11 protein-coding genes are annotated in these 17,243 nt (G+C 58.3%); 6 read left to right on the plus strand and 5 right to left on the minus strand.

Features of this window, described 5'->3' with window-relative positions:
• The first annotated feature begins 170 nt into the window (after positions 1–170).
• From recC to recD, 3 genes are read left to right on the plus strand one after another with little or no spacing between them, the layout of a single operon-like run.
• Positions 171–3,623 carry an exodeoxyribonuclease V subunit gamma gene (gene recC / locus AC1RJ3_RS27915; RefSeq protein WP_493081657.1) on the plus strand — a complete coding sequence of 1,151 codons (3,453 nt, stop codon included), beginning with the start codon at positions 171–173 and terminating at the stop codon, positions 3,621–3,623.
• Positions 3,620–7,309, plus strand: a complete 3,690-nt coding sequence (gene recB / locus AC1RJ3_RS27920; RefSeq protein ID WP_493081659.1) for an exodeoxyribonuclease V subunit beta — start codon at positions 3,620–3,622, stop codon at positions 7,307–7,309. Before recC ends, recB begins: the two co-directional genes overlap by 4 nt.
• Entirely contained in the window at positions 7,306–9,393 is a 2,088-nt protein-coding gene (gene recD / locus AC1RJ3_RS27925) for an exodeoxyribonuclease V subunit alpha (RefSeq protein ID WP_493081661.1), read from the plus strand. Before recB ends, recD begins: the two co-directional genes overlap by 4 nt.
• A gap of 65 nt (positions 9,394–9,458) precedes the next feature.
• On the opposite strand, the gene AC1RJ3_RS27930 is transcribed toward recD, so the two are convergent.
• The 4 genes from AC1RJ3_RS27930 to AC1RJ3_RS27945 form a co-directional block, all read right to left on the minus strand.
• Entirely contained in the window at positions 9,459–10,997 is a 1,539-nt protein-coding gene (locus AC1RJ3_RS27930; protein ID WP_493081663.1) for an amino acid ABC transporter permease/ATP-binding protein, read from the minus strand.
• A gap of 99 nt (positions 10,998–11,096) precedes the next feature.
• The gene (locus tag AC1RJ3_RS27935) at positions 11,097–11,897 is read right to left on the minus strand and encodes an ABC transporter substrate-binding protein (RefSeq protein ID WP_493081665.1); all 801 of its coding nucleotides are present in this window, start codon (positions 11,895–11,897) and stop codon (positions 11,097–11,099) included.
• Between the two features lie 42 nt (positions 11,898–11,939).
• Positions 11,940–12,998 carry an isopenicillin N synthase family dioxygenase gene (locus AC1RJ3_RS27940; RefSeq protein WP_054594135.1) on the minus strand — a complete coding sequence of 353 codons (1,059 nt, stop codon included), beginning with the start codon at positions 12,996–12,998 and terminating at the stop codon, positions 11,940–11,942.
• A 12-nt stretch (positions 12,999–13,010) separates the two neighbouring features.
• A complete protein-coding gene (locus AC1RJ3_RS27945; protein ID WP_489111826.1) occupies positions 13,011–13,862 on the minus strand; it encodes a sugar phosphate isomerase/epimerase family protein in 852 nt (283 codons plus the stop codon).
• Between the two features lie 350 nt (positions 13,863–14,212).
• Between AC1RJ3_RS27945 and yfiR the strand changes: the two genes are divergently transcribed.
• Genes yfiR through yfiB form a run of 3 tightly spaced genes read left to right on the plus strand, consistent with a single transcriptional unit; the run spans position 14,213 to position 16,562 of the window.
• Positions 14,213–14,788: a regulatory sequestration protein YfiR gene (yfiR, locus tag AC1RJ3_RS27950; protein WP_493081667.1), complete on the plus strand. Its 576-nt coding sequence runs from the start codon at positions 14,213–14,215 to the stop codon at positions 14,786–14,788.
• On the plus strand, positions 14,785–16,053 hold the full coding sequence (gene dgcN, locus AC1RJ3_RS27955; RefSeq protein ID WP_054594132.1) for a diguanylate cyclase DgcN/YfiN: 1,269 nt from the start codon (positions 14,785–14,787) through the stop codon (positions 16,051–16,053). Before yfiR ends, dgcN begins: the two co-directional genes overlap by 4 nt.
• Before the next feature lie 5 nt (positions 16,054–16,058).
• A complete protein-coding gene (gene yfiB / locus AC1RJ3_RS27960) occupies positions 16,059–16,562 on the plus strand; it encodes an outer membrane lipoprotein YfiB (RefSeq protein WP_493081669.1) in 504 nt (167 codons plus the stop codon).
• 117 nt (positions 16,563–16,679) lie between these two features.
• Here yfiB and AC1RJ3_RS27965 read toward each other — a convergent pair whose 3' ends face one another.
• The gene (locus AC1RJ3_RS27965) at positions 16,680–17,243 is read right to left on the minus strand and encodes a histidine phosphatase family protein (protein WP_103319005.1); all 564 of its coding nucleotides are present in this window, start codon (positions 17,241–17,243) and stop codon (positions 16,680–16,682) included.

Genomic DNA, 17,243 nt, shown 5'->3' on the forward strand with positions numbered 1-17,243 from the left:
TAGGTCATCGTCAAGATTAAATTCCGAAACCCCAATTGCGAAAGCAGTTGGGGTTTTGTTTTGCCTGCGAGAAAGTTCGTACAGCAACATCGGACGGCTCACGGCTGTCACAGTCACCTGACAATGCTAAGGTTCGGCCCTAGCTTTTGCATTTCTCCAAGGAAGCCCTTATGGCGGACGCCTCGTTCCTCAGTGCTGGTTTTATGGTGGTTCACGGCAACCGCCTGGACGAACTGCGTAGCCTGGTGGTCAGCTGGATGCGGCGTTATCCGCTTGCGCCCCTGGAAAATGAAATCGCTCTGGTGCAGAGCAACGGTATTGCCCAATGGCTGAAGCTGGCATTGGCCGAAGACCCTGAAGATGACGACATGGGCGGCTGTGGCATCGCTGCGGCGATTGATGTGCAGTTACCCGGTAGCTTTATGTGGCAACTTTATCGATCAGTGCTCGGGCGTGATGAAATTCCAGCGAAATCGTTGCTGGACAAGGCCCCTCTAACCTGGCGATTGATGCGCCTGTTGCCAGAGCTGATTGATCAACCACATTTCGAACCGCTGCAACGCTTCCTGACTCACGATACCGACCTGCGTAAACGCTATCAGCTCGCTGAGCGGCTTGCTGATCTGTTTGACCAGTATCAAGTGTACCGGGCGGACTGGCTGGAAGATTGGGCGGCGGGTCGCCATCAACTGCGTAACGGTAGAGGTGAGAGCAAGCCGCTCACTCCGGCCAACTGCTGGCAGGCTGAGTTATGGCGTGCGCTGTTGCTGGACGTCGGTGAGCAAGGCATGGCGCAAAGTCGCGCAGGCGTTCATCAACGCTTCATAGAGACAATCACTGGGCTGGACACCGCACCTAAGGGATTACCTTCACGGGTGATCGTTTTTGGCATTTCTTCGCTACCTGCTCAAGCCCTGGAAGCACTCGCAGGATTGGCTCGCTTCAGCCAGGTTCTGCTCTGCGTGCACAACCCATGTCGTCACCACTGGGCCGACATCGTCGCCGATAAAGACCTTTTAAGGCATCAGTACAAGCGACAGGCGCGCAAGACCGGCATGCCGGTCGTACTTGACCCACAAACCCTGCATCAACATGCTCACCCGCTGCTGGCAGCTTGGGGCAAGCAAGGACGCGACTACATCAACCTGCTCGACAGTTATGACGATCCCAACAGCTATCGATCAGCTTTTCGCGATGGACGTATCGATCTATTCAGCGAAAGCCAGCCGTTGAACATGCTCAATCAATTGCAGGACGACATCCTTGAGTTACGCCCGCTGAATGAAACCCGCCTGCTCTGGCCTGCGGTCGATCTGAAGCAGGACGAGTCGATCCGTTTTCACATTGCCCATAGCGCACAGCGTGAAGTGGAGATACTCCACGATCAGTTGCTCGCACGCTTTAGCGCAGACCCGCAGTTGCGCCCACGCGATGTGATCGTGATGGTTCCGGACATCGACAGTTACGCTCCGCACATCCGCGCCGTGTTCGGTCAACTTGAGCGGGAAGATCGGCGCTTTATCCCTTTCACGCTGACCGACCAGGGCCAGCGTGGTCGCGACCCGTTGCTGATCGCGGTCGAGCATTTGCTCAAGCTGCCTGACAGCCGTTTTCCGGTCAGCGAGATCCTCGACTTGCTGGACGTTCCGGCATTGCGCGCCCGATTTGGCGTAGAGGAGCGTGACCTGCCGACCTTGCATCGCTGGATCGAGGGGGCTGGCGTTCGCTGGGGTATGAACGCCGAACAACGCGCCGGTCTTGGTTTGCCTGATGAGCTTGAGCAAAACAGCTGGCGTTTTGGCTTGCGTCGCATGCTTCTGGGGTATGCCGTTGGCAGTGGTCATTCCTGCGATGGCATCGAACCTTATGATGAAATCGGCGGACTGGATGCGGCACTGATCGGCCCATTGGTAGCTTTACTCGATGCTTTGCAGATCGCTCACGCGGAACTCACGCAACCGGCATCGCCCGATCAATGGGGTGTGCGTCTGCAAGCATTGATGCAGCTATTTTTCCTGGCCAGCAATGAGCATGATGACTATCTGCTGGCCCAACTCGAGTTGCTCCGCGAAACCTGGCTGGAGACCTGCGAATCGGTTGGTTTACTGGATGAGCTGCCGCTGACGGTGGTCCGTGAAGCCTGGTTGGCTGGTCTCGATCAAGGGCGTTTATCCCAACGCTTCCTGGCCGGCGCAGTGAATTTTTGTACGCTCATGCCGATGCGGGCAATCCCGTTCAAGCTCGTTTGCCTGCTGGGTATGAACGATGGTGATTATCCGCGTGCACAACCGCCACTGGATTTCGATCTGATGGGCAGCGATTACCGCCCCGGTGATCGGTCTCGGCGAGAGGATGATCGCTATCTATTGCTCGAAGCCTTGCTCTCGGCGCGGGACCAGCTTTACATCAGTTGGGTCGGGCGCAGTATTCGCGACAACAGCGAGCGCCCCGCATCGGTATTGATCGGTCAGCTGCGTGACCATCTGGCTAACGGCTGGAAAAACACCGACGGCAGTAAAGAACTCCTCGATGCGATGACCCAGGAGCATCCGTTACAACCCTTCAGTGCCCGTTATTTCCATGAAGGCGATCAACTGTTCAGCTATGCCCGAGAATGGCAGCTGTTGCATGAGCAGCATGACCGTGGTCCAGTCTTGGAGGTGCTTGATGCCTATGTTCAGGAAGAGCCGCTGAGCCTTGGTCAACTACAGGATTTCCTGCGTAATCCCGTGCGGCATTTTTTCAGTCAGCGTCTCAAGGTGTTTTTCGAAGCGGCTGAAGCGCCTTTGGCAGATGAAGAGCCCTTCGTGCTCGATGCACTGCAACGCTACAGCCTGAGCGACAGCTTGCTTGAAGCTGCACTGGCTAGCCCCGATCAACCTGAGCAGGCTCTGCATGCACAGGCCAAAAGGTTGCAGGACAGCGGCTTGCTGCCGATGGCCGGTTTCGGTGAGTGCTTGCAACGTGAGTTGATCGAGCCGCTACCGGATCTGCTGCAACGTTATCAACAGTTGCTCGCATTGTGGCCAACACCGCAAAACAGTGCTTTGCCGGTGACGCTCCAATTGCAGGGAGTGAGCCTGGAAGGCTGGCTCAGCGGTCTCCATCAACGCAGCGATGGCGGGTTGCTGGCTGTCACTACGATCCCCAACAGCATTGGTTCGATCAAGACCCGCAAGTGGCATCGTTTGACTCGTCCTTGGGTTAATCACCTGGTGGCTTGCGCGAGCGGCTTGTCGATGACTACGGGGTTGGTGGCCAGTGACGATACCTTGCTGCTTGCCCCTATCGAGCAAGATGCCGCGCTGAAAACCCTGGGCAATCTGTTACAGGCCTGGCAATCAGGTATGCGCCAGCCATTGCCCGTAGCGGTAAAAACGGCTTTCGCCTGGCTGGGCCAGACTGATCCGCTCAAAGCCGAGGCTGCCGCTCGCAAGGCCTATGAGGGCGACGGTCAGACCACCGATGGCGAGCGCCGCGAAAGCCCTGCACTGGCTCGCCAGTTTGCCGATTACAACGCCCTGATTGCCGACGAAACCTTTGTCGATTGGTGTGACGCGCTCTACCGTCCGCTGCTCGAAGCCCCTTGGCACTCATTGACCAGTGAGGAGTCGCACTCATGACAGCGAAGGTCCCTCTGGCATTAGCCTTCCCGCTTCGCGGTAGTCAACTGATCGAAGCCAGTGCCGGCACCGGCAAGACGTTCACCATTTCCGCGCTCTACTTGCGGTTGGTGCTTGGGCACGGTGACGAGTCTGCCGGTTTTGGTCGTGAACTCCTGCCACCGCAAATCCTCGTGGTGACCTTTACTGATGCCGCGACCAAGGAGCTGCGTGAGCGGATCCGTACACGTCTTGCCGAGGCAGCGCGGTTTTTCCGCGACGAAACACCAGCACCTGACAGCCTGATTGCCGAGTTGCGTGGGCAGTTCAGTCCCGAACAGTGGTCCGGCTGTGCGAACCGTTTGGACATCGCCGCGCAGTGGATGGATGAGGCAGCAGTTTCGACGATTCACAGTTGGTGCCAACGGATGCTGCGTGAGCATGCGTTCGACAGTGGCAGTCTGTTCACTCAAACCCTCGAAGTTGATCACAGCAATCTGCTCGGTGAAGTTCTGCGCGATTACTGGCGACTGTTTTGCTACCCGATGCAAGGTGATGCGCTGAACTGGGTTCGCAGCCATTGGGGCGGCCCGGCCGCCTTGCTGTCACGAGTGCGCGGGTTGTTCGCCAGTGAGCGTGATAGCGCTGAAGGAAAAGAACCTGCCGAGCTGATCACGGAGTGCCTGCAAGCTCGACGTGATGCGTTGCTGGAGCTCAAGGCGCCTTGGCGACAATGGGCGCAGGAGTTGCGAGAGATCTGTCTGCAAGGCGTCGCCAGCAAGTCTGTCGACGGACGCAAGATGCAAGCGCGTTACTTCGAGCCCTGGTTCGAGAAAATCTGTACTTGGGCCGAGGATGACAGCCTTGAACAACTGGATATTGGCACCGGCTTCAATCGTCTGACACCCGATGGCATGGCTGAGGCCTGGAAAGGTCAGGCACCAAGCCACCCCGGCCTGGACGCCATGTCCGGCCTGAAAGCCAGTCTCGATGCATTGCCGACTCCGGATGCCGCAGTCCTGAAACATGCCGCACAGTGGGTGGGGGCGCGTTTTGAAGAAGAGAAGCGTCGTCGTGCTGAAATGGGTTTTGACGACATGCTGCTCAGGCTCGATGCTGCATTGCGAGCCGAAGGTGGGGAGCGTCTGGCGACGTTGATCCGCGAGCAGTTTCCCGTCGCGTTGATCGACGAATTCCAGGACACCGACCCGGTCCAGTACCGGATCTTCGAAAGTATCTATCGTATTGAAGACAACAACCCCGAATGTGGGCTGTTTCTGATCGGCGACCCTAAACAGGCGATCTATGCCTTCCGTGGCGCAGATATCTATACCTACCTGCGCGCGCGTCAGGCAACGAGTGGTCGCTTGCATACCCTGGGCACCAACTTCCGCTCCAGTCACGGGATGGTCGATGCGGTGAACCATGTGTTCCAGCGTGCAGAAGCCCGTGAGCAGGGGCGTGGTGCGTTTCTGTTTCGTGAGAAAAACGGCGAAAACCCGGTTCCATTTCTGCCGGTCGAATCGCAAGGCCGCAAAGAGTCTTTGCAGATCAACGGTCAGGCCGTACCGGCGCTGAATATCTGGCAACTGTCCAGCGAGCAACCGTTGTCCGGTGTTGTGTACCGACAGCAACTGGCTGCAGCGTGCGCCAGTGAAATCACTGCATTGCTCAATGGCGGCCAGCAGGGGCGTGCGGGTTTTGTCCGGGGGGCAGAGGATCTACAGGGGTTGCTACCGGCAGATATCGCGATTCTGGTACGCGATGGTAAAGAGGCCCAGGCGGTACGCAACGAATTGTCCGTGCGAGGTGTGCGCAGTGTTTATCTATCGGACAAGGACTCGGTGTTCGCGGCCCAAGAGGCTCACGACCTGTTGAGTTGGCTAAAGGCCTGCGCCGAGCCGGATGTCGAGCGACCACTGCGTGCAGCGCTGGCCAGCATCACCTTGAACCTGTCGCTGACAGAATTGGAGCGTTTGAACCAGGATGAGCTGGCCTGGGAGAAGCGTGTCATGCAGTTTCGTGAGTATCGGGTGATCTGGCGCAGTCAGGGCATCCTGCCAATGCTGCGCCGGTTGCTGCATGATTTCGAACTGCCTCAGGCCTTGATTGCCCGAAGCGATGGCGAGCGGATACTGACCAACCTGCTGCACCTCTCGGAGCTGTTGCAGCAAGCCGCCGCCGAGCTCGATGGCGAGCAAGCCCTGATTCGTCATTTGTCCGAGCATCTGGCGTTGTCCGGGCAGGCCGGTGAAGAGCAGATTCTGCGTCTGGAAAGCGATGAGCAACTGGTCAAGGTAGTGACCATCCACAAATCCAAAGGCCTTGAGTATCCGCTGGTTTTTCTGCCGTTCATTTGTTCGGCAAAACCGGTGGACGGCAGTCGATTGCCGATGCACTACCACGACGCGAACGGGCAAGCCCAGATAACGTTGAGCCCAACCCCCGAGTTGATTGCCCTGGCGGACGATGAGCGCTTGGCTGAAGATTTGCGTCTGCTCTATGTGGCCTTGACCCGAGCCCGGCATGCTTGCTGGCTGGGAGTCACCGACCTCAAGCGCGGCAATAACAACAGCTCGGTGCTGCACCTGTCGGCATTGGGCTATCTGCTGGGTGGCGGCGAAAAGCTGGTCGAGTCGACGGCGCTGAAGCGTTGGCTGGAAGACTTGCAGCAAAACTGCAGCGCTTTGAGCTATGGCGAGATGCCTGAAGCCACAACCGAACGTTTTCTCCCGCCACGCAATGAGGCAACGTTGCTCGCACCGCTGATACCGAAGCGCAAGGCGGCCGAGAACTGGTGGATCGCCTCCTACAGTGCGTTGCGCATTGGCGATAGTCTGAGCGCTGGCAGCGACGAAGCGCCGGAAAGCCCTCAAGCGCAAAAGCTTTTCGATGACGAGCGACTTGATCCCGATGCGCCACGCGAAGTGCTTGCGAGCGGTGGTGATATCCACCGCTTCCCGCGCGGGCCGAATCCCGGGACTTTTCTCCATGGATTATTGGAGTGGGCGGGTGACGAAGGTTTCGCCGCAGACCCGAAATCCATCGAAAACGCCATTGCACGCCGCTGCAACCGCCGCGGCTGGGAAGGCTGGATCAACACCCTGAGCGACTGGCTGCAGCATTTGTTGCAAGCGCCGTTACGCATTGGTACCGAACAACCACCCGTGGTGTTCGAACAACTGACCGAGTACCGGGTCGAAATGGAATTCTGGTTTGCCAGCCATAAAGTCGATGTGTTGAAGCTCGACGAACTGGTGCGCCAATACACCCATGCCGGCGCTTCTCGTGTCGTTGCCGAGCCCGTACTGCTGAATGGCATGTTCAAAGGCTTTATCGACCTGACGTTCGAGCACGCCGGGCGTTACTACGTTGCGGATTACAAGTCCAACTGGCTCGGTGCTGACGATTCGGCCTATACCGAGCAGGCAATGGAACAGTCGATGCTCGATCATCGCTATGACCTGCAGTACGTGTTGTATCTACTGGCGCTGCATCGCCAGCTCAAGGCGCGACTCGCCGATTACGACTATGACCGGCACATGGGCGGCGCCTTGTACCTGTTCCTGCGCGGCACCCGGGCACCTGGCCAAGGCGTGTATTTCACTCGTCCGCCACGGGAGTTGATCGAACGACTGGACCGGCTGTTCCAGGGAAAACCAGAACCCAAGCCTGAACCGGCCTGGGAGCAGGGTGTATTGCTATGAGCCGTTCCTTTGCCGATTTGTTACCCACACCGTTGACGGCCGAGAGCCTTGCGCAACTGACACCGCTGAGTCGCGCCGATGACCTGTTGCTGTTACTCGAGCGCTGGGTCGAGCGTGGCTGGCTTCGGGCCTTGGACAAAGCCTTCGTCGCCTTCCTCCACGAACTGGCGCCCGATGGCGATCCGCTGGTGTTGCTGGCAGCAGCCTTGACCAGTCATCAACTGGGGCACGGGCATGTGTGCCTCGATCTGTTCGAAACGCTCAAGGAGCCGGACTTCGCGCTATCCCTGCCGCCGGAAGGCGATCTGCAGACCGGAACCCTGTTGTTGCCATCGCAATTGCTTGAAGCATTGGAGGGCGCTCACTGGTGCAAGGTCCTGGCATCCAGCAGTCTTGTGGCGCTGGCCGTCGATGAGCGTGATGAAACACAGCAGCGCCCATTGGTATTGTCTGGCAAGCGACTGTATTTACGCCGTTACTGGACGTACGAACGGCGCATCGACAGTGCGCTGCGCCAACGACTTATCGTCCATGAACCAACACCCGATGACCTGTCCGAACGCCTGAGTGGCCTGTTTGGCCAGGCCAGTTCCAGTGCGCAGATCGATTGGCAGAAACTCGCCTGTGCCCTGGCCACCCGTGGTGCATTCAGCATCGTTACGGGTGGGCCTGGAACCGGTAAAACCACCACGGTTGTGCGTTTGCTGGCCCTGCTCCAGGCGCCAGCCGTGGAGGCGGGCAAGCCACTGCGGATTCGACTTGCCGCCCCCACGGGCAAGGCCGCCGCGCGGCTGACAGAGTCCATCAGCCAGCAAGTTCGCACACTGCAAGTTGCCGAGAGCGTTAGGGACAAAATCCCCTCTGACGTGACCACGGTCCACCGTCTGCTTGGCAGCCGGCCGGGAACCCGGCATTTCCGCCATCACGCCGGCAATCGCCTGCCGCTGGATGTGCTGGTGGTCGACGAAGCCTCGATGATCGACCTGGAGATGATGGCCAATCTGCTTGATGCGTTGCCGACGCATGCCCGGTTGGTCTTGCTCGGTGACAAGGATCAGTTGGCGTCGGTGGAGGCCGGCGCCGTTCTCGGTGATCTGTGCCGCGATGCCGAGGCCGGTTGGTACAGCCCGCAGACCCGCGACTGGCTGGAGGCCGTCAGTGGTGAAAATCTTGGTTCCAGCGGTTTGCAGGAAGACATCGACGCCACTCACCCGCTGGCCCAGCAGGTCGTGATGCTGCGTCATTCGCGGCGCTTTGGCGAAGGCAGCGGCATTGGTCAACTGGCGCGCTGGGTCAATCAGCAGCAGGCCGATGAGGCCCGCAAGCTGCTGGCTGCCCGCAGTCATGCCGATCTTTTTTCGCTGCCCCTCAAGGGCGAGCAGGACAGGGCGCTGGAGCGTCTATTGCTCGAAGGCCATGGCGAAGGTCCGCAGGGTTATCGGCATTACCTGAGTCTCTTGCGCAACCAGCGTCCGTCCATCAACTCACTTCCCGACGATCCTTGCTGGATCGAGTGGGCACGCAATGTCTTGCAAGCCTTTGATGCGTTCCAGTTGCTGTGTGCCGTGCGCAAGGGACCGTGGGGTGTCGAGGGGCTGAATCAGCGGATTACCGGCGCGTTGCTCAAGGCGCGGCTGATCGACAGTGATCAGCAATGGTACGAAGGGCGTCCGGTACTGATGACGCGCAACGATTATGGTCTGGGCCTGATGAATGGCGACATCGGTATCGCCCTGAAATTGCCTGAGCGCGATGGCCAGGAGGGCGGACGCCAGGTGCTACGCGTCGCTTTTGCGCGTAACGATGGTCAGGGCGGTGTGAGGTTTGTTTTGCCCAGCCGACTCAATGACGTGGAAACCGTCTACGCCATGACCGTGCACAAATCCCAAGGCTCCGAATTCGCCCACACGGCGTTGATCCTGCCAGATGCGCTGAACCCGGTGCTGACCAAAGAGCTGATCTACACCGGAATCACTCGCGCCAAGAACTGGTTCAGCCTGATCGAACCACGTACCGGGATTTTTGAAGAAGCCGTACGACGCAAGGTCAAGCGCTTGAGCGGGTTGATGCTGGAATTGGGGTGAGCAGGTGCAGTGTGGTGGCGAGAGGACTTGACCTATCGCCACCAAGACCCGGCCCGCTCCGAGGTCTACTCCGCTGCCAGCAGCATTTCGGTCTGGGCGGTCAGGCCCATGAAGCGTCGAACACGTTCGCCGGTCTGCTTGTTGCGTATGGCATACGGGCTGGCATCCAGCTGAACATTCCCGTTTTCCATGAAGATCACCCGATCGGAAATCGACATCGCGAAGTCCATCTCGTGGGTCACGATCAGCATGGTCATGCCTTCTTTGGCCAAATCGCGGATCACATTCAACACATCGCCCACCAGTTCCGGATCGAGGGCCGAAGTCGGTTCGTCGAACAGCATGATCTTCGGTTCCATGGCCAATGCCCGAGCAATCGCTACCCGTTGTTGCTGACCGCCGGAAAGCTGATGCGGATACTTGTGCGCGTGAGCCAGCAGTCCGACCTTGTCCAACAACGCATAGGCGCGTTGTTCACTCAAGGGTTTTGCGCTGCCGTGGAAGCGCGGCGCCAGAGTGATGTTGTCGAGAATGCAGCGATGGGGAAACAGGTTGAAGTTCTGGAAAACCATCCCGATATGCCGCACACCACTACGAACCCTGGCGCTGTTGGGGGTGTCGTTGGAACCGATGAAGCTTTCGCCAAATAGCATGATCTCGCCTTGATCAATACTTTCCAGTCCATTGATGGTGCGAATCAACGACGTTTTACCTGAGCCTGACGGGCCGATGATTGAAATCACCTGACCACTGCCGACAGTCAGGTCGATGCCCTTGAGCACTTCGTGATTGCCATAGCGCTTGTGGATCTTCTCCAGCTGTAGGACTGGTACCGCACCGCGATTGACCGGGAGGCCGGCAGTGCTGGTCAGCGGTTGGGATTGGGCCTTGAGTCGGCTTACGGCGGTTTCGTCTAGGGTTTGCGGCTTGCGTTGGTTCAGATCCAGATGGTGTTCCAGTCGCTGCAAAAACCAGCCGAACACGCTAACGATAAACACGTAATACACCGCTACCGCACCGAGGGTTTCCATGACCAGGAAGTTCTGCGCGTACAGGCGCTGGCCGACGGTGAGCAGTTCGGTCAGGGAGATCACCGAGATCAGCGACGTCAGTTTCACCACCGTGATGTATTCGTTGATCAAGGTCGGCAGGGAAATGCGAAAAGCCTGAGGAATCACGATCAAACGCTGCAAGCCCAGGAAGCCGATACCCAGCGCGCGCCCGGCCTCTTTCTGACCCTTGGCGACCGAAATCAGGCCACCGCGATGGATCTCTGCCATATACGCCGCTTCGGTGATCACCAGCGCGAACAACCCGGAGTAGAAGGGGTTGGACAGGACCGAGCCGGTCATCGGGAATAACTGCGGCAGGTTGTAGACGAAGACCACCAGCACCAGCAGCGGAATGCTGCGGAAGAACCAGATATAAGCGGTCGCCGGAAGTCTGAGCCAGACCGAAGTCGACAGCTTGGCCGAGGCCAGCAGAAAGCCCAGCAGCATGCCGATGAACCAGGCCAGGGCACTGAGTTCGATTACGGTGACGCAGGCTTGCCAGAAGGCGGAGTCTGCGAACAGGGAGAAGAAATACGTCCAATCGAATTGCATAAGTACCTCGAACCGCATTGAAGTCTTCGCGGGTAAGCCGCTCCCGCGCTGGGAGCGGTACTTTTGTAGGCGCGTGCTGGCCCGCGAAGGGGCGTCGCCTTAGTTGGACGCTTCTTCCAGGTTGTACTTCTTCAGGATAGCTGCGTAGTCACCGCTTTTTTTCGCCTCATCAAACGCCTTGAGCAGCGCCTGATAGGTCTCCTCGTTGCCCTTTTTGACGAAGATGCCGAGGGTTTGCGGATAGACCAGATGCTGGGAGGTGATCACTACACGGCCGTTGGTGTGCTCGGCGATCATCTTCGCCGCGCCGGCGATTTCCATTTGGGCCTGGATGTTTTTCGACAGCAGGGCCTGGGTCACTTCCGGTGCTGACGGGAACTCGCTGACAGTGATGGCGCCCTTGTTGTTCGGCACGCAATAGTCGGTCGAAAGTTTCTTCAATTGAGCGACCCAGGTGGTGCCTTGTTCCAGCCCGACTTTCAGGCCGCAGAGGTCTTCCGGGGTTTGCGCATTCAGACCGCTGTCTTTCGGTGCCATGATTGCCGCGCCCGTCACCGCGTAGCCAATGGTCATCGCTTGAGTCTGACGCTCTGGCGTGATGTACATGCCAGAGATGATCGCGTCGTAGTGCCCGGAATTCAGGCCGGAAATCAGATTGGGGAACTTGGTATCGACGAACTCCGCCTTGGCTTGCATCTGCTTGGCCAGGGCTTGAGCCAGTTCCGGATCGGAGCCGACGATATTCTTCTGGCTGTCATAGGATTCGAACGGCGGGTAGGTGATTTCCATGCCGATTTTCAACTGACCCGGTGTGGCGGCGGAAGCCATGCTGGCAGTTGCACAAAACAGGCTGGCGGCGAGCAGGGACAAACGGGCAGCACGGTTATTTTTGTAAAGCATTTTCGGTGACTCCGATTAGATAGTAGTGGCCGACAGCAATGATCAGGACGGTTGCGTCTGGTTTTTCAGGTGCCCGAAGCTCGAAGGCTTACGCGCCTTCTCCGGCAACGTGATTTCTCCGTTTTCCACCCGCTTGCGCAGGTATTGGTAAGTCTGCAGCGCCTGGCCGTACATGTGTTCGCCAATGGCGATCTGCTCATACTCTTGCCCGGTCTTGGCGAAACCTGGCAAGGGTTTGATCTGGGTATGGAAGTCGCAGGCATAGAACAGCGGGAAGGAGTAGCGCTCTTCGCTGACACTGCGGACACGGTGAGCCGTCGCAACGAATGCACCCGCGGTCATGACTTCGAGCATGTCGCCGATGTTCACCACGAACGCCCCTGGAATAGGCGGTGCATCGATCCACTGGCCAAGATTGTTCATCACCTCCAGCCCGGGTTTGTCAGCCAGCAAAATGGTGAAGCACTCGTAGTCGGTGTGCGCACCAATCCCGGGTGCATCCTGAGCCGTGCCGTCGAACGGGTAGTGGATCAGCCGCAGCTTCGAGGGCGGCCGGGTGACCATGCTGTCGAAATAGTCTTCCTCCAGGCCCAATGCCAGGGCGAAGCCACCGAACAGCCGTCGACCGAGGGCGAAGATCGCGGCGTAGTAGGCCTGCACGGCTTCCTTGAAACCTGGCAGTGACGGCCATTCATTCGGCCCGAGCAGCGGCGTGTTAGCCAGCACCAGCGGATCGTTTTCCGGGACTTCGAAGCCGATGTCGAAGGCTTCCTTATGATCCGGTTTGCCCTTGGCATAAACCTCTTCACCTTCCGGGACAAAGCCCTTGTGAGTCTTCGAGGTGCCGATGTAGTGCTGCATCTTGGTTTCCAGGGACTGATCGAAATAGTCCTTGGCTGCCTGGCGCAAGTTGGTGATCAACTGCGGATCGATGCCGTGGCTGGTGATATAGAGAAAGCCGACGTCACTGGCAGCCACCCCGAGCTGCTCTGCGACGACCAGCCGATGTTCCCGTTCGATGCTGAACAGACCGGCGATATCCACCACCGGAATGCTCTTGAAGTTCGCTTGGGGCGTAGTGTTATTGATCTGCTCGGACATGTTGCAAGCACCTCACGCGAGGGTTGAGTGATTGAAGCGATTGAAGTGTTCGCGCTCTGTGTTGGCCATCCAGATATTCAGCGACCACAGGTCGGCGACCGGCACATTGGTGAAGGGCAAGTGGTGCAAATAGCCGTCGGCACCGAACTCAGGCGTCAGGGTGCTGACCTGATAGCCGCGAGCCTGCTGGGAGTGCCAGATGGCTTCCCAGTGCTGTTGATGGAAGGCCAGTTCCCGGGCGTATTCCGGGGCGGCGGGATGGGGAACCTGCGGGCCTTGGTCATAACCGACGCGGGCCTGGATATGGTGTACGCGCTCGACGAAGGCACTCAGATCATCCGCCGGATCATTCAACAACCGCTCGCACGTCACGACCCAATGGCTGATATCGCTGGTGAACCGCAGGTCGGGTAGCTGCCGGATCAGTTCAAGCGTCAGCCAAGGGTTGAACAGTGAACGTGAGCGGTGGGTTTCGAAGCTGCAGAATTGCCCGTGCTTGCGTGCAAGCGCCATGGCCTGGCCGAAGAACTCCACCTGCTGCGACAGCGGCCAACGGTCATTGCCGGCCAGCACATTGACGAAGCGTGGATTGAGCTCGGCAGCCCAAGCGAGCTTTTTGTCCAGATCAAGAAGGTGTTCGGTGGGCGACGCGGATTGTTCCGGCAGCACGTCATAAGCGGTAAACACGGTGCTGATGTAAGCCAGTTCATTGGCTTTTAGAAAGGCGCCGAACTCGGTTCGTTCGCGGACGTCCAACGGCAGGCGAGCTTCCATGCCATCGAAGCCGGCTTCCAGCAACTCGTCGAGCGCCTGGGCCTTGCTCGCGCTATAGCCCCAGAGGGTACGAAATATTTCCAGTTTCATCGGTGAACCTCCACGACGCCTTCAACTACTCAAGGCTCGACGCCGGTGCATGACCGAATCGAGCTGTTATGGCAGTAGCAAAAGGTGTTCATGAGTCGGATCTCGGTGGATCCGCTCTCACTTACGTCGCTGTCAGCTTTTATTGTTATTAGGACCGCAGTGCGGTTACAGGTCACGTTGGTGCCGATGGTAGACATGGGGTGAAACAGAGAAAAATAGGAAACCCCAAATTGTTACTTCAGGATTTTATAAACAAATAGTCGCCTATCAATACTCGCTGCTTTCGTGAGCATTTCACCGGATATGCTATCGTTGCGGCATCATCCATGACGATCAACGAGAATTCCCGCATGAAGCTGGCTGTCTGGACGACAGAACGCATTGCTGGCTGGAAGCAGCTGCTGCTGGCCGGCCTTTTCTGTTTGTTGAGCCTTCCTGTATTCGCTGAGTTGCAGGCGCCACCGAGCATGGCTGATCAGCGCGCCATGTCGGTCACTCAAGTGGTGTTGGGAATCCTCAGCTACGCTCGCTGGCCGGTGGAGCCCGCGCAATTGCGTTTGTGCGTGGTCGGTCCCACCGAGTACACCGACGATTTAGTCAAAGGCACCACTCAAGCCACGGGGCGTCCGGTGATCGTTCGGCGACTGTTGGCCAATTACCCGGCGATCGCCAGTGAGTGTGACGCAATCTACATCGGTAAACTGACCAATGAAGAGCGCAGCACGCTCTTCGCTTCTTTGACAGGCCATCCGGTGCTGAGTATCAGCGAGGGGGGCGATCAATGCACGGTAGGCAGCCTGTTCTGCCTGCGGGTCAGTGACCATCAAGTCTCGTTTGAGGTCAACCTCGACTCGGTAGCCCGCAGTGGTGTGCGCATTCACCCCAGCGTCTTGCAACTCTCTCGCCGTAAAGCGGCGGCCCCATGAACCTGTTCAGGTCCGGCAACCGCCCAACTTTGCAATCGGTCATTGGCCGTGGACACCTGATCGTTGCGCTGGTTGGCGTGGCCATGGCCAGTCTGTCCCTGACCTTGCTCGGGGTACTGGCCTTGCGGGTGTATGCCGATCACAACCTGCAGCTGATTGCCCGTTCGATCAATTACACGGTGGAAGCTGCAGTGGTGTTCAACGACAGCGCGGCGGCGACCGAAGCGCTGGCGCTGATCGCGTCCACAGAAGAAGTGGCCGATGCCCAGGTGTTCGATGAAAAGGGCCAACTGCTCGCTCGTTGGCAGCGACCGGAAACCGGTCTGGTTTCCGAATTGGAAATGCAGATCGCTCGATCGCTTCTGGAAAAGCCGATCAACATACCGATCCTCCATCAAGGTCAGGAAATCGGCAGCATCCTGCTGACCGGGCATGGCGGCAGTCTGATGCGCTTTTTGCTCAGCGGTCTGGCCGGGATTGTCTTGTGTACGGCGGTTAGCGCCTGGGTCGCGTTGTATCTGGCACGCCGTCAGCTACGCGGGATTACCGGCCCACTGCGCAGCCTTGCCGAGGTCGCTCACGCCGCGCGCCAGGAGCGGGTCCTCGATCGTCGTGTGCCGCCAGCACGCATTGCCGAACTCGACAGTCTGGGCAACGACTTCAATGCCTTGCTTGATGAGCTGGAGTCCTGGCAAACCCACCTGCAAAGCGAAAACGAAACGCTGGCCCACCAGGCCAGTCATGACAGCCTCACCGGTTTGCCGAATCGGGCGTTTTTCGAAGGTCGACTGATTCGCGCGTTACGTAATGCCAACAAACACGATGAACGGGTTGCCGTGCTGTTTCTCGATAGCGATCGGTTCAAGGGTATCAATGACAACTTCGGCCACGCTGCTGGCGATGCCGTGCTGGTTGCCGTGGCAACCCGAGTCCGGGCGCAATTGCGTGAAGAGGACCTGGTCGCCCGCTTGGGCGGTGACGAGTTTGCTGTGCTGTTGACGCCGTTGCACAAAACCGAAGACGCCGAACGAATTGCCGAAAAGATCATCGCCAGCATGGAGCTGCCGGTTCAGTTGCCAGGCGATACCCAGGTGTTGACCTCTCTCAGCGTTGGCATTGCGATTTATCCTGATCATGGCGCCACACCCGGTACCCTGCTCGATGCCGCCGATGCGGCAATGTATCAAGCCAAACGCCTCGCCCGAGGCGGGCAATACACGGCAGGGTCGGAGCACCTTGTCGCCAATGTTCAAACCAGGAGTTAACAGCCTTGTTTTCACTGACCCAGCGTTCCCTGCGATTCTTTACCTTTACCTTGCTCATGGCCGTGCTGGCAGTGAGCGGTTGCCAGACCGCGCCGCAAAAAGGCCTCAGCCCGGCGCAGATCATGGTGCTTAAACAGCAGGGTTTCGAATTGACCGAGGAGGGCTGGGCCTTCGGTTTGTCGGGCAAGGTGTTGTTTGGCAGCGACGTTGATCACTTGAACCCGCAAAGCACCGAAATCGTTGAGCGAATCGGCAAGGCATTGCACGGTGCCGGCATTGAGCGCGTGCGGGTCGATGGTCACACCGACGGGTCGGGTAAAGAGGCCTATAACGAGCAACTTTCCCTTCGCCGCGCCAAGAGTGTCGGCGCGGTGCTGACCAGCGTTGGCCTGCGCGAGGAGAACATTCGACTGCGCGGCCTTGGCAGCGCCGAGCCGGTGGCATCCAACACCACCACCGCCGGACGCACCGAGAATCGCCGGGTATCGATTGTGGTGATCGCGGACTAGTCGGCAAAGTGCTTCGTGCGGGTTTCCCCCATCAATAGCGCTTGATTCTGCTCAGTCACTTCACGGATGCATTTGCATGTCATAAGCCGGGTGTGTCCCGGTTTCTATCGACGTGCCTTAACTCTGATTCATTCGATAGACCATTGCGCTCCAGTAACGGTTGCCATTGCGTTTCTGGCGAGTCCATCCGGCAGCCTCCAACTGCTTGGCGATCATTCGATTCATGACTCCATGACCGAGCAACAGGACCGGGCCTGCGCTCGCAAGGGATCGAAGTTGTTGAGCGGCCTCGTTGGCGCGAATCCTGGCCTGACGGAAAGACTCGACCGTCCCTGAGAAACCGCATAACCATGAGACTCGAAGGATAAATGCCCATGTAAACGGTGAAAGACGCGGCAGTGTCCAGCGGCCATGGGGCAGCTGCGCCTCGCAGAAAATCGCGTCTACCAGGGTGGGCTGAAGGCCCAACGCCCGAACGGATGTCAGAGCCCGAGGCGCACTGCTCGATACAATCACTTGGGCGGTAGCGGCCAGTTGCACACTCGCCTCTGGGGCGGGCTGGTTGATGATTTCGGATAGATTGTATTGCTCGATCCAGCGTTTCATATCAAGCGCTGAAACCTTGTTGGTCACGGCCAGATTCGGCTGCCCATGGCGCATCAGGATGATCTCCCTGCTCAT

The sequence above is a fragment of the Pseudomonas sp. GW822-FHT04C11 genome, assembly GCF_058800905.1.